16 protein-coding genes are annotated in these 13,156 nt (G+C 41.0%); 15 read left to right on the forward strand and 1 reads right to left on the reverse strand.

All coding sequences use genetic code 11. The annotated features are described in order from the left end of the window. Window positions 1–5 precede the first annotated feature (5 nt). Window positions 6–1,508, reverse strand: coding sequence for a magnesium chelatase (locus tag WDA22_00985; GenBank protein ID MFA5832026.1), 1,503 nt, complete (start codon window positions 1,506–1,508; stop codon window positions 6–8). Window positions 1,509–1,598: 90 nt separating this feature from the next. Between WDA22_00985 and waaF the strand changes: the two genes are divergently transcribed. From waaF to WDA22_01060, 15 genes are all read left to right on the forward strand, one after another. Beyond that, window positions 1,599–2,651, forward strand: a complete 1,053-nt coding sequence (gene waaF, locus WDA22_00990; GenBank protein MFA5832027.1) for a lipopolysaccharide heptosyltransferase II — start codon at window positions 1,599–1,601, stop codon at window positions 2,649–2,651. A 572-nt stretch (window positions 2,652–3,223) separates the two neighbouring features. Next, entirely contained in the window at window positions 3,224–3,577 is a 354-nt protein-coding gene (locus WDA22_00995; GenBank protein ID MFA5832028.1) for a hypothetical protein, read from the forward strand. Between the two features lie 133 nt (window positions 3,578–3,710). Continuing rightward, window positions 3,711–5,099, forward strand: a complete 1,389-nt coding sequence (locus WDA22_01000; GenBank protein MFA5832029.1) for a Glu/Leu/Phe/Val dehydrogenase dimerization domain-containing protein — start codon at window positions 3,711–3,713, stop codon at window positions 5,097–5,099. 139 nt (window positions 5,100–5,238) lie between these two features. After that, window positions 5,239–5,772 carry a hypothetical protein gene (locus WDA22_01005; GenBank protein ID MFA5832030.1) on the forward strand — a complete coding sequence of 178 codons (534 nt, stop codon included), beginning with the start codon at window positions 5,239–5,241 and terminating at the stop codon, window positions 5,770–5,772. 34 nt (window positions 5,773–5,806) lie between these two features. After that, a complete protein-coding gene (locus WDA22_01010; protein ID MFA5832031.1) occupies window positions 5,807–6,520 on the forward strand; it encodes a hypothetical protein in 714 nt (237 codons plus the stop codon). A gap of 24 nt (window positions 6,521–6,544) precedes the next feature. Next, window positions 6,545–6,802 (forward strand): ribosomal protein L7/L12, encoded by a 258-nt coding sequence (locus WDA22_01015; protein ID MFA5832032.1) that lies wholly within the window; start codon window positions 6,545–6,547, stop codon window positions 6,800–6,802. A gap of 52 nt (window positions 6,803–6,854) precedes the next feature. After that, window positions 6,855–7,112 (forward strand): hypothetical protein, encoded by a 258-nt coding sequence (locus WDA22_01020; GenBank protein ID MFA5832033.1) that lies wholly within the window; start codon window positions 6,855–6,857, stop codon window positions 7,110–7,112. 141 nt (window positions 7,113–7,253) lie between these two features. Then, window positions 7,254–8,486, forward strand: a complete 1,233-nt coding sequence (locus WDA22_01025; GenBank protein ID MFA5832034.1) for a DUF1343 domain-containing protein — start codon at window positions 7,254–7,256, stop codon at window positions 8,484–8,486. After that, on the forward strand, window positions 8,479–9,525 hold the full coding sequence (locus WDA22_01030) for a hypothetical protein (protein MFA5832035.1): 1,047 nt from the start codon (window positions 8,479–8,481) through the stop codon (window positions 9,523–9,525). The genes WDA22_01025 and WDA22_01030 overlap by 8 nt, the downstream gene beginning before the upstream one ends. 57 nt (window positions 9,526–9,582) lie before the next feature. Continuing rightward, window positions 9,583–10,095 (forward strand): hypothetical protein, encoded by a 513-nt coding sequence (locus WDA22_01035; protein ID MFA5832036.1) that lies wholly within the window; start codon window positions 9,583–9,585, stop codon window positions 10,093–10,095. Continuing rightward, entirely contained in the window at window positions 10,092–10,352 is a 261-nt protein-coding gene (locus WDA22_01040; GenBank protein MFA5832037.1) for a hypothetical protein, read from the forward strand. Before WDA22_01035 ends, WDA22_01040 begins: the two co-directional genes overlap by 4 nt. Before the next feature lie 27 nt (window positions 10,353–10,379). Further along, a complete protein-coding gene (gene aroQ / locus WDA22_01045; GenBank protein MFA5832038.1) occupies window positions 10,380–10,826 on the forward strand; it encodes a type II 3-dehydroquinate dehydratase in 447 nt (148 codons plus the stop codon). A gap of 35 nt (window positions 10,827–10,861) precedes the next feature. Then, window positions 10,862–11,548 carry an HAD-IA family hydrolase gene (locus WDA22_01050; GenBank protein MFA5832039.1) on the forward strand — a complete coding sequence of 229 codons (687 nt, stop codon included), beginning with the start codon at window positions 10,862–10,864 and terminating at the stop codon, window positions 11,546–11,548. Beyond that, window positions 11,545–11,919, forward strand: coding sequence for a holo-ACP synthase (acpS, locus tag WDA22_01055; protein ID MFA5832040.1), 375 nt, complete (start codon window positions 11,545–11,547; stop codon window positions 11,917–11,919). The genes WDA22_01050 and acpS overlap by 4 nt, the downstream gene beginning before the upstream one ends. 32 nt (window positions 11,920–11,951) lie before the next feature. Further along, a complete protein-coding gene (locus WDA22_01060) occupies window positions 11,952–13,154 on the forward strand; it encodes a hypothetical protein (GenBank protein MFA5832041.1) in 1,203 nt (400 codons plus the stop codon). Window positions 13,155–13,156 lie beyond the last annotated feature (2 nt).

Genomic DNA, 13,156 nt, shown 5'->3' on the forward strand with positions numbered 1-13,156 from the left:
CTTTCCTAGTCGTAATCCTCAAACTTCCCTTTGCCGGAAAAAATACTTCCAACCATATCTTTATAATGTGTGACATGATCGATTTCGTCTTTTGCGATCTTTGAATTTTGATGTAATCCATCAAGAACAAATTCCATCGCTGAAGCGAGATCGAAATGATTGCTTGGATCCAATTTGAAATATTTTTTTGTAATATCGCAGAGTGTCGGAATGCGGTTCAATTCTGCATAGTATGCTTCAAATGGCATATCATCAGCAACTTCAATTGAGTTTCCTCCTTCGAACCAGGAGACAATCTTTGCATATTCGCTTGTATCTTTTTGTTCTTGTCCTTGGGGAGCCCGCTTCTGCTTTTGCAGCGGATCAGGAAAATATTTTTTAAACACTTCGCGTGTCGCTTTCCCGATTAATGCTTTTCCTACTTTTATTGATCCTTCTTGTTCTCCTTCAAAAACAAGTTCAACTTTTCCGGTGATTCCCGGTAATGCATGCGGAAGATCGCACATTCGCGGGACAATATGCTTTTCATCCAAGACGATTGATCTTCGTTCAGCATTACTCACAAGATTCTCCATAGCGGCAATGGTCAACCGCGCACTAACACCAGACTTTTGATCGACAAACTCGCTCTTCCGTGCTTCGAAAGCGATATTTTCTATGATCTCTTTAAAATAGTAGGGCATATGCAAATGTAATCCGTCCCGTTCAACCCATGCTTCTTGGTCTGTAATTTCAATCGCATCTTCCAATGTCCGAGGATAGTGCGTCAAAATTTGTGAATCGATTCTGTCTTTCAATGGCGTGATGATACTTCCTCTATTCGTATAATCTTCCGGATTCGCCGTGAAAACGAGAAAGACATCGAGAGGGATTCGAATATTGAATCCGCGGATCTGAACATCTTTTTCTTCCAGAATGTTAAAGAGACCGACTTGAATGCGCGGCTGAAGATCGGGAAGTTCATTGATGGCGAAAATTCCTCGATTACTTCGTGGTATCAACCCGAAATGAATGGCACCTTTGTGTGAATAATGCAACCGCTGTGTTGCCGCTTTAATCGGGTCGATATCGCCGATCAGATCGGCAATGGTCACATCAGGCGTTGCAAGCTTTTCACTGAAACGCCGATCACGATGAATCCATTCTATCTCTGTCTCATCGCCAAACTTTGCAATCTGATCCGCACCGAATTTACTGACAGGCGAAAAAGGATTGTCGTTGATCTCACTTCCTTTAATAGTCGGAATATATTCATCCAGCAGTGATGGGAGCTGACGGATCAGTCTGGTTTTTGCTTGTCCACGGAGCCCAAGGAGAATAATGTCGTGTTTGGCAAGGATGGCATTCACAATTGCTGGAACGACAGTCGTTTCGTATCCAACAATGCCAGGAAAAAGTTGTTCATTCTTTCGGAGTTTTTTGATGAGATTGTTTCGGATTTCATCTTTAACGGTGAGAACATGATATCCACTGTTTTTCAGTTCTGCTACCGTTGATGGTCTAATCATAATTCCTATCCTTTTTTCTTTTAATATACTTTTGCAGTAAACCAAAATCAATTTCTTGGAATTGCAGCAATGTTACACTATTTTTAGTCAATGTCACGTCCATTACCACATAAAACATTAGTTCTCCGATTAAGTTCCATTGGGGATATCATTCTTTCTTCGCCTCTGCTTCGTATTCTCAGGAAAGCGGTAGGAAATAACTCTCGAGTGGATTTTGTCGTTCGAAAGGAATACGCCGAACTGGTGCAATTCAACCACCATCTTTCCATTGTCCACGAATACGATGTTCAGACAGGATACAAAGGATTGCAGGAACTTGCAAAACAACTCCGTGCAGAGCAATATGATCTCGTCATTGATATTCACGACAGTATTCGGACAAAACTACTTCGCACAGCATGTAATGCACGAGATGTTGTAGTGATGGATAAACGGAAACTTGAACGATGGCTTCTGGTAAATTTGAAGCGGAATGCATACACAGATGCCTTGACAGTTGCAGAACGATATATTGAAACTGTTGAAAAATACGGAATCAAAAACGATAATAAAGGTTTGGAAATTTTTATCCCAGACTCCATATTATTTGAAACATCCGGAAAACTGGCAAAGCTCCGTTTAGATCAATTTGAAAAAGTGATTGGAATATGTCCGGGATCGAAGCATTTCACAAAACGATGGCAAAAAGAAAAATTTGCCGATGTTGCCGTTCGTGCCGCAAACGAGTTTAAGGCAAAGATTCTCTTATTTGGCGGAACGGATGAAAAAGAGGACTGCGAATTTGTTCGCGGAGAGGTGGCTCGTCGAGTATCAGAAAATGCTGCCACGAATTTTGCGGGAGAGTTTTCGCTGCTTGGTTCGGCTGCGGCACTTGAAATTTGCGATATTATTGTTACCAACGACAGCGGATTGATGCATCTGGCCGCAGCAAAACAAAAAAAGATCGTTGCGATCTTTGGTTCAACAGTAAAAGAATTTGGTTTTGTACCCTATGGAACTGAATCAATTATTATAGAGAAAAACAACCTTGATTGCCGTCCATGCACACATATTGGGAAAAAAGATTGTCCGAAAGGGCACTTTAAATGCATGGAAGAAATTACTGTTGATGAAGTCTTCGCCGCAATATTACAATTGATTTAAGTACTCTTCCATTCATCATACTTATCCAAAATACATCAGCGAAAAAAAAGAAAACTACTTATGCCTTCTTTTCTTGACGGAGCAAGAAAAGAAGCAAAAGAACTCCTTGCGAAATTTAACGCACGCGATGAATCCCGTTCGCTCTTGCCCGTTGATGGCGCGAAACGCGCCATCAAAAGTCCCGCCATTCATCGCTTTCCCATTCGCTCAGTCCTCCTAAATTTCGCACCCACGCACTTTTATACGATCTCTACAATACAACTAAGGGGCTTACTAACTGTTAATAAAATATTTTTACCCAATTTGAGATACTACGGCCAATTTTGCATTTGTTTACGATTTATTTTGGACAGCTGTGTACTATCATAAAACCTACAAAATTGTTGCTAACTGATTCAATAAAAACCGATAAATATTGATAAAATAGTGCGAATATTTATCTGTTGAGATTCATCTCCCTGTTTTCCGTTGCATCTCTTTACCCCTTCTTCTATATTAGCCCACGTTTTATGACTTTACGCCAAACGACAAAATTGCTGTTATCTAACATCAACGAGGCTTCAGGAAAATCATTGAAGCGTTCCTTAGATCTTGGAGTGTTGATTCAAATTGCCGAAGATCATTCATTACAGGAACAAATGGATGATTTGGTTTTCTCGGCAAAGTTCATCACCAAATCATTCGATCTGATGCAGCGCATTGGTAAAGATGGAAATGGTTATGAAAAACTTTCAGATGAATTTTCCGTGCAGATTAAAAAGTCGCAGGAGATACTGAAGCAGCTACTGGAAAAAGCAGATGCGATGACCAAGGCACACTTCTCCGGAAGTTATCTTGAGATGAACACATTGACAATGCAGAATTTAATGCTACTCTATCATGATTTAAGTTGGTACAAAAATTATCTGATAGACCAACGTCACTGACGATTGAATTTCACCGCAGGGAATGTAGTGCATATCCAGGTTTATGATGCATGATCCTTTGTCGTTCTGCTGCGATCCTCTACCGTAGGCATCACTCAGATAGTGATGTAATGTTTCTCGAAAGGGACTCTGTATGGCAAAAAAGTCATCCAAAAAAACTACTAAAAAATCCAAACCGCGCCCAGTAAAGAAAACAACATCCCGATTGCATCGGAAAGCAAAACCTGTAAAAAAAATCTACTCAACGGCATCACCATCCGTACAGCCAGTAGTGTTACCCAAAGCAGGTCACAATCCGTATGAAGTAGTTCTTCATAATTTTGAACTCGCTGCAAAGAAGATAAATCTCAACGAAGAACTGGCGACGCTCATTCGTACTCCGGACAGGGAATTACGCGTTGAACTCCCGGTGATGATGGATGACGGCAAACTCCATTCTATTATCGGCTATCGCGTGCAACATAATAATGCCCGTGGACCATACAAAGGCGGCATTCGATATCATCAAGAAGTTGATTTGGATGAAGTGCGCGCCCTTGCCTCATTGATGACCTGGAAAACATCTGTCGTCGATATTCCTTTTGGCGGCGCTAAAGGAGGAGTGACGATCGATCCCCTGAAATTGTCCCAAGGAGAGCTTGAACGACTCACGAGATCCTTCACATCGAAGATTGATCTTATCATCGGCCCTTCCGAAGATATTCCTGCACCGGATGTGAATACGAATGCGCAAACAATGGCGTGGATGATGGATGAATACAGTAAATCCCACGGATATTCTCCCGCCGTTGTCACCGGAAAACCAATCGAACTGGGCGGCTCGCTTGGACGCGATGAAGCAACCGGACGAGGTGTTTGTATTGCATTGCGGGAATCTGCAAAGACGCTTCACCTTGATCTGAAAAAAATTACTGTCGCTATTCAAGGATTTGGAAATGTCGGTTCACACACAGCAAGAATTCTTGAACAGGAAATGGGTGTAAAAGTGGTTGCCATAAGTGATGTGAAAGGCGGAATTTATAATCCGAGAGGAATTCGATATGCCGAAGCAGTCACTCAATTGAAGAACACCGGTACCATTGTTGGATTAAAAGGGGGAGTAAAACTTTCTAATGAAGAATTGCTGGAGCTAAAATGCGATGTGCTTATTCCCGCTGCACTTGGAAATCAACTGCGCGCAGATAATGCCAACAAAGTGCAGGCAAAGGTAATTATCGAAGCAGCAAATGGACCAACGACGTATGAAGCGGACGAAATTTTCGCTGCAAAAAGAATCCCCGTCATTCCCGATATTTATGCAAATGCGGGGGGAGTAACGGTCAGTTATTTTGAATGGGTACAGAATGTGCAGAGATTCCGCTGGGAGTACCCGCGAGTAGTAAACGAACTGGAAAAAATCATGACCTCCAGTTATGCATCAGTTTTAAGCACCTCTGAAAAATTCAAAGTATCGTTTCGGATTGGTGCATTTATCCTTGCGGTGGAGAGAGTTGCAAAAGCGGCAAAACTACGGGGGATTTAAGCACCTTGAGCCATACGGATGAATAGTTGATCCATAGAATGTCAAAAAAACAATAACCACATAATAGATAGATACATAGAAAATTGTAAAAAATGTTTTTCTTATTTCTTTCTAAGTTGCTGCCGACACAATTACCTCAATGAGACCGATTGTTTTCTGCATCATCATATTTATGATTACAGGATGCAGAGTTCGCTCGAAAGATGATAATGCAATTCCTGCAAACGGTGTCGTAAAAAGAGAGATTAAATACGGAGATACCAAAGAGCAGCGCGAGGTAGAATATGAATATCGCGACAGTTCCTTCGTGCGATATACATTGTATTATACTAGCGGTAGAAAACAGCTTGAAAGTAGAAAAGATTCATCCGATCAGTTTTGGAACGTCTCTGAATTCTATGAATCTGGTCAAATAAAACGAAATTATCTTACTGCCGAAAAAGGGTTCTCTTTTGAACAACAGTGGTATGAAAATGGTCAACTAGGGTTGGATTTTAAACGTAATGATGCTTCAAAGGATTTTGGTATTCGGTACTATATGAATGGAAGAAAAAAAGAAGAATTTGAGTTCCAGAACGAACAACGGCACGGGAAATGGACTGAGTGGGATTCCCTTGGAAATGTAACTCGAAACGAATTTTACCGCAAAGGAAAAAGAATTGCTCATCGTTAGTGTCGATGCAGATTACTGAGAGGATAGAGGCATCGTGAAAATTATTTCCATTGCATACGTCATCATCGCTGTCAGCACTCTTTTCTACAGTTGCAAACCCAGGACAAGACAATCAGAATCAAACGAATCAATTCAGTGGGCATTAATGGCAAAATCTATGGATGATTCGTCTAAAAATGCATTTATCGAAGGCATGCCGGAATTCGAAAAGAAAAAAATTAAAGCATTATTAAAAACATACGAGCAGTTGACTGATGTTGTAGAGTATGACGAATATTTTTTAGGCCTAAAAGTGAAGACGGTGGCGTCATTGGAGAATGGTTTGATCCGGACGAAAAAGGGACAATTTGAAAATGGCATTATGGCGTATGAATATTATAATATCAGAAATACTGTTATGGTAGATAGTGCAAGAAGATATTATCCAACGGCAACTCTCTATTCCCGGACTATTATTCCAGTTGATTCAACACAACAATTGTATGAGGAGTTTTACGACACAGGGAGAATGAAAAGCAGAAGTTGTTATTCTACATTAACCACTTGGCATAAGAATGGGAATCAATCTGGGTATTTTTTATTCAATAAGGGACAAGTTATTCAACGGATGCTTTGGTACGAGAACGGAATGAAAAAAGAAGAATCACATTGGCGTAACGATAGATTGAATGGACCTTTTCAAGAATGGGATTCTCTTGGGAATCAGATTCGAAACGTACGATATATCAATGGATTAATAAAAAAATAATGTAATTTAAATTATTCTAAACTTATGGAACTTCCTGCCCAAGCAATCGCCTCTCTTGAAAAAGGAAACAAGATTGAAGCGATCAAGATAGTCCGTAATGCACACCACTTGGATCTCAAAGACTCCAAAGACCTTGTTGAACACTATCTTCGCGACAATCCTTCTCTCGAGCAACGGTATTCGGCCATACAATCCGAGAACAATCGAAATGCATTCATGAAATTTCTTTTTATCCTCGTAGTCGGATCTGCAATCGTATATTTCGTCTTACAAAAAATGTAAGAATGGCACCGTCGGTTCTTGCCGACATATTCATATCACAAAGGAGAAGAAAATGAAACGGAAACTTATCCTGGTAGCACTTGTCTGTTCAATCGCTTTTGCGGTAGTTATTTTTACCACCGCTCATTCTCAAGTCGGCACAAAAAACTATACGGTAAAACTCTATTCTGCAGGCAAGGTCGTTGAGACGTGGCAGTCATATCAGATCGGCGGGGGAGACAGAGAATCAATCACGTTTTATGTCGGAAGTCTCACCTACCCTCGTCAAGTAACAATCAGCGGTACATTCAGCGTTGAACAAACGCAGTAATTATTTCCACACATGTTATTGTCCTTTGTGATTTCGTTATTCTTTCCCCTGTACGAGAAGAAAAACGAGGTTTTGGAACTCTTTTTCCCCTTTCTCTCCGTTTCATTTTTCCCTACCTTGTGTCATAACTTTGGATGTTCTATGAAAAAAATTCTTTTCCTTTTAATCTTTTCAATTTTTGTTTCCTCTCTCTCGTTTGCGCAAGTCAAAACCGGAATTGAAGTTCTTTCGGAATCAAATTTTAGGATCTTGCAAGGGAAGCGCGTTGGTCTCGTAACCAATCCGACAGGTATAACTTCTCAATTTGTTTCCACCGTTGATGTGCTTGCAAAAGCAAAAAATGTTCAACTTGTCGCCTTGTTTGGACCAGAACATGGCGTACGTGGTGATGTCACAGCCGGTGGAAAGATAGAGACATTTGTTGATTCCGCAACGGGACTTCCGGTCTATTCATTGTATGGCAAAACACGGAAGCCAACAAAAGAAATGTTGAAGGGAATTGATGTTTTAGTATACGATATTCAAGATATCGGTTCCCGGTCATACACCTTTATCAATACGCTGGCGTATGTGATGGAGGCGGCTGCAGAAAATAATATTGAGGTTGTTGTATTGGATCGTCCAAATCCTTTAAACGGAAATAGAGTGGAAGGAAATATTCTTGATCTGAAATTCAAATCATTTGTCGGTCAATATCCGATTCCGTATGTCTATGGGATGACATGTGGCGAATTTGCTGAAATGCTGAACAACGAAGGATGGCTCGAAGGAGGAATACGTTGCAAGCTTATTGTTGTTCGTATGGAACATTGGAAACGCTGGATGCATTGGGAGAATACGAAACTTCCGTGGGTTCCTACCTCGCCGCACATTCCAAATGCTGAAACTGCATTGTATTATTCTGCCATCGGAATTCTGGGCGAATTGGAGACGATCAACATCGGTGTGGGATATACGATGCCGTTTCAATTAGTGGGACAGGAATGGATCAATGGTGCATTGCTTGCGGATGTATTAAACGCAAAAAAACTTGCAGGCGTTCAGTTTCGCCCAATGAGTTATAAACCATATTACGGGAAACAGATGGGAAAACAACTCTCCGGAGTTCAGATTCATATTCTTGATAAATCAAAAATTAATTTGACGAATATTCAAATTCATGTCATAGAAACGCTTATTGCTTTATATCCCGATCAAAGTCCATTTACACTTGCAGATGCGAACCGTATTACAATGTTCGATAAAGTTGTCGGGACGGATGATGTGAGGAAACGATTGATTGATGGAAATTCTGCGTCTTCTATTATTGAATCGTGGCAAAACAATGTTGTCGTATTTATGAAAGTCCGGAAGAAATATTTGTTGTATGAATAAACGCGTGCTAAGATTATTAGGAATATCTTGGACTATTGCTGCGCAGATACTATCCGCTCAGCCGGATCCGACGTTTTTCAATTCTGATTCGCTGTTGATTGTAGTACCATTCACAGACCATTCAGGGTTTAATGGAAAATGGAATATTGCTGTGGATGTTCCGCGATTTATTGCACTCTATCAAAAAGAACGATTTCGCGTTGGTGTAGTATCGCCGGTTTCGGTAAAACAATTTGCCAAAGATCATAAGATCGATAGGATAGCATTCAACACAGTTGCAAGCATCAGGAAGATCGCTGAACATTTCCATACTCGATACATTGTCTCAGCGGAGATTGTAGAATTTTCGATTGGCCGATTTATGGTGTCCGAAGTTCAGTTAGCGGGATATGAAGCATTTTCAGCGGAAGTTGTTCTGAAATTTACGTTGTATGATGCGACTCGATTTAATTCCTCTCGGGATGCAGTTGTATATGAAGGCGAAGCCGAAGGGATCGTGAAAAATCGCGGATTAGGAATAACGCTGTTTGGCAAACAAACGGATCGGACAAACCAGTATTTTTCTCTCGACGATGTAGCATTTGGTTCCGCAACATTTAATAAAACTATCTTAGGCGAAGCATTGTTGAAATGTGCGGATGAGCTCAGTTCGAAATTGGAACGTGCAATTCCATCGCTGGTGAGTAAAAATGTCGTCCTTTCTTCATCCGTCATCATCGACTCTACCTCGACTGATTCTTCCATGACATTGACACGGCAATTGATCAATGGTGAAGTGGTGATTGTTGACGGAGATGAAGTGTTTTTGAATCTCGGATCGCAGGATGGAATTAAGATCGGCGATGTATTACCGGTCTTTACCGGAGGACAGGAAGTCACTGATCCTCACACCGGAGATGTATTGGGATCACGTGATGAAAAGGTCGGAGAGGTACAGGTGATTGAAATCAGAGCAGAGCATCTCAGCTTGGCAACAATCATCAACGGGAAAGGGAACATCATTCCGAAACAACGTATCAGAAAAGTGTTGGTCCGGTAGCAATAGTTTGAAAATCTGTTTATTGATCTCGCCTAAAATTCTTCGTATTATCAAGTCATGGAAAAACCAGCTGCGAAATTCTTTATTATTCTCTTTACCATTAGTGCAGTCGTTTGGATGTACGCTTCATCGATGAAAAACTATGAAGCTGGTCGCTTGCTGAAATTTGCGACGATCGAATTTGAAGAAAATCTCGATCCGGTCGTTGAAAGAGCCGCCTATCGTGCAATGGCAGAATATTCCGTCACCATATTGTTAAGCTATCCGATCGTGATACTTTCGGCAATCGGATATGCCGTCACATCGCGTCGAACAATCAAAGAGCACGGTTGGTTATTGATGAGCGCTCTGTTGTTGTTTATGTTTATTCCCATTGAGTTATATTGTTACTGGCTTGATTGGAAGATTGTCGGGTTGAACTATTGGGGTGATTGGCCACGAGAAGAATTTCGCAAAGCATTGGTTGCCCGTCTCACAGCTCTTGCCGGACTTCCATTCATCGCGCAATTATGCTACTATACAATACCGATTATTATTATCTTTAAGCCATTACAGAAATTAGAAGCATGAATAGTGAAGATTATTTACCGGAACTTGAATTACTCGCCGGAGAGATGGGGTTGAAGATCCGCTATGAAAAAGGGGATTTTGATGGCGGATATTGTATTTTAAAAGACCAGCAAATTATTGTTGTAAATAAAAAACTCCATCCTTCTCGAAAAGCCGTTGTAATAGCGTTGGCTCTGGGAGAAATGGGAATTGATAATCTTTTTGTGAAACCGAATGTCCGGATGTTCATTGAGGACGAAATAGTCAGAGCTCGGTAAAAAAAGTAATGCCAACAGAATAATCGAATGAATATCCTTATTATCAACGGCCCCAATTTAAACCTTCTCGGCACACGCGAACCGAATATCTACGGTTCGCAAACGCTGGCGGATATTGAACACGAACTCATTGGAAGATATCCCGAAGCACACTTGACATTCTTTCAATCCAATCATGAAGGTGCAATCATCGATGCGCTTCAATCGACGGTTGGGAAAGATTTTCATGGTATCGTCATTAACGGCGGAGCATTTACACACTATTCGTATGCCATACGGGACGCAATTTCAATGTTGACGATTCCAACCGTTGAAGTTCATATTTCCAATATTCATTTGCGTGAAGAATTCCGCCGACATTCGGTTACTGCTCCGGTATGTGTGGCGCAATTGTCCGGCTTCGGATCGAACGGATATTCGCTTGCCGTTGAAATGCTTCTGTATCATAAAAGTTCCCACACAAAAAGTGCATAAATCCAGCTCAATTTCAACACGTTAAACCATTTACTATGATTAAAGCTGTCGTTTTTGATCTTGATAATACGCTTGTTGATTTTATGGCAATGAAGCGCCAGGCAATCGGGGCGGCGATCAATGCGATGATTGATGCAGGATTGAAATTAACGCGTGATGAGATTCAGCAGCGTATTGATACGATCTATCTGGAAAAGGGGATGGAGTTTCAGAATGTATTCGATCAACTGTTGTACGATGAATTTCAAAAAGTAAATTACAAGATACTTTCTGCTGGAGTAATTGCGTATCGACAAGCACGTGAAGCGGCGTTGTTTCCCTATCCGCATGTCTATACTACACTGATTAATCTTTTGAAAATGGGATTAAAACTCGGTGTTGTGTCGGATGCTCCGCCAAAAGAAGCATGGCTGCGGTTAACCTATTTAAATCTTCATCATACCTTCGATCATATCGTTACGTTCGAAGATACCGGTAAACGGAAACCGGACCCTGCACCGTTTGAAAAAATTCTCTCTCTTCTTCAAGTTGCTCCGAATGAATCATTGATGATCGGCGATTGGGCCGAGCGAGATATGGTGGGGGCCAGCAAGGTCGGAATGAAAACCGTTTTTGCCCGCTATGGTGATACGTTCGGTACTATAGAAACAAATGCCGATTATGAAGTGAACGACATTGCCGAATTGGTCGAAATCATCAACAATGAAAATACACGCCGATGATCAGAGGCATTGGGGTCGATATCATCGAAATATCCCGCATTGAACAATCCATTGCTCAATATCAGGATGCATTCCTCAACAAACTCTTTACAGAAAACGAAATTCATTATTGTACATCCAAACAATTTCCTTCGCAACATTTTGCGGCTCGCTTTGCTGCGAAAGAAGCATTCAGCAAAGCGGTTTCCACTGGATGGAGCGGTGAATTTGAATGGAAAAATATTGAGGTGAAGAACGATAAGACCGGAAAACCGGATTTTGTTTTGTATGGAAAAACTGCCGATGCGCTTCAGGGATATTCCGTTTTCTTATCCATGTCGCACTCCGATGCAACGGTTGTTGCATTTGTTGTTATCGAAAAAAATAATTGACAAACAATTTCAAAAATACTGAAAGGTAATTTATGGTTAAAATATTCACGGTAATCGCGATTGTTTCCGCCGCATTATTTTCGCTTTCCTGCAACGAGCTATCCACTTCTCCGTCGTCATCACAAGGACAATTATTAACTGCTTCTGAAAATCCGGTCTTTGTCGCACAGAATTATAGTACGTCTGTTAAGGTGACGGGTGGAAAAGGAACCTATCGAGTCAAATCGATTACCGATTCAAGTATTGTGCAGTTGTTTCTCTATCCCACAAATCCGGGAACAGCATCATTTGCAATGTATGTCAATATTCAAGGAATGAAATTGGGGACAACGAAAATTGTGATTCAGGATAGCGCGAAAACAGCGGAGGTAGAAATTGGAATCACCGTTGTAACATTTGCAGCGTCTCCATCTAACGTGAAGGTGAAAGTAAACCGAACAAGTTACGTTTCTATTCTAGGGGGTAAAAAGCCATATGTCATCGAATTGAACGCAAATCCCTCTATCGCTGCTGTAACATTCGACAATTATTTTATGACCGTTCGAGGGGTTGCAGAGGGGACAACAAGTGTCACTATTCGGGATGATTCAAATCCAACGAATAAAGTTACGGTTCCTATTGAAGTTATTGCTGAACCAAAATTCACTACTGCAGGGCAAATCACGTTCTCCTCCAATATCGGAAATTTTTCAGCGAATGGAATTTATTCTATCGTGAATAATCTACCGGCAAGCGACGAAGGTGCAGGTGGCATGATCTATTTGCTAGGTTCTAGTGGAAATCTTTGTACGATAACAGGATATAAAAAGAAAAGCGGGACGTTGTTTGATGCAGTGACGTTTGGATTTTTAAAGAAGGATCTTTCCGCCGGAACATTAGCAATTGATACCAATATTTTTCAAATCGATACTGCTATCGTTATGTTTATTTTCAACGGTGATATTACAACAGAAACGGGGGATATGTATAGATTAACCTCGGGATCACTCACCTTCAATACCTTAACTACTCAACATGCGACTGGGACATTTAACGGAAGCGGCGTCTTGTTCCGAAATGATGTTATCATCCCGGGAAACAATGCGAGTGTAACGAATGGCCTCTTTGATGTTCCGATGTTGTTGGAAGATCCAGGATTGTCCCCCTCTGTAAAAAATGAGGATAAAAGGATAAAAGCGTTTGTTCAAAAGATGGTCGAACGTGAATTCAAACGAATTCAATCGAAGAGAAATTAAAA

It is taken from the genome of Bacteroidota bacterium (assembly GCA_041658205.1).
GTDB lineage: Bacteria > Bacteroidota > Ignavibacteria > UBA10030 > UBA8401 > UBA8401.

Excerpts from the sequence above, each read along its gene's own strand:
- WDA22_00985 (MFA5832026.1), bottom strand. The coding sequence starts at position 1,508 with ATGATTAGACCATCAACGGTAGCAGAACTGAAAAACAGTGGATATCAT.
- waaF (MFA5832027.1), top strand. The coding sequence starts at position 1,599 with ATGTCACGTCCATTACCACATAAAACATTAGTTCTCCGATTAAGTTCC.
- WDA22_01000 (MFA5832029.1), top strand. The coding sequence starts at position 3,711 with ATGGCAAAAAAGTCATCCAAAAAAACTACTAAAAAATCCAAACCGCGC.
- WDA22_01005 (MFA5832030.1), top strand. The coding sequence starts at position 5,239 with ATGAGACCGATTGTTTTCTGCATCATCATATTTATGATTACAGGATGC.
- WDA22_01015 (MFA5832032.1), top strand. The coding sequence starts at position 6,545 with ATGGAACTTCCTGCCCAAGCAATCGCCTCTCTTGAAAAAGGAAACAAG.
- WDA22_01020 (MFA5832033.1), top strand. The coding sequence starts at position 6,855 with ATGAAACGGAAACTTATCCTGGTAGCACTTGTCTGTTCAATCGCTTTT.
- WDA22_01025 (MFA5832034.1), top strand. The coding sequence starts at position 7,254 with ATGAAAAAAATTCTTTTCCTTTTAATCTTTTCAATTTTTGTTTCCTCT.
- WDA22_01030 (MFA5832035.1), top strand. The coding sequence starts at position 8,479 with ATGAATAAACGCGTGCTAAGATTATTAGGAATATCTTGGACTATTGCT.
- WDA22_01035 (MFA5832036.1), top strand. The coding sequence starts at position 9,583 with ATGGAAAAACCAGCTGCGAAATTCTTTATTATTCTCTTTACCATTAGT.
- WDA22_01040 (MFA5832037.1), top strand. The coding sequence starts at position 10,092 with ATGAATAGTGAAGATTATTTACCGGAACTTGAATTACTCGCCGGAGAG.
- aroQ (MFA5832038.1), top strand. The coding sequence starts at position 10,380 with ATGAATATCCTTATTATCAACGGCCCCAATTTAAACCTTCTCGGCACA.
- WDA22_01050 (MFA5832039.1), top strand. The coding sequence starts at position 10,862 with ATGATTAAAGCTGTCGTTTTTGATCTTGATAATACGCTTGTTGATTTT.
- acpS (MFA5832040.1), top strand. The coding sequence starts at position 11,545 with ATGATCAGAGGCATTGGGGTCGATATCATCGAAATATCCCGCATTGAA.
- WDA22_01060 (MFA5832041.1), top strand. The coding sequence starts at position 11,952 with ATGGTTAAAATATTCACGGTAATCGCGATTGTTTCCGCCGCATTATTT.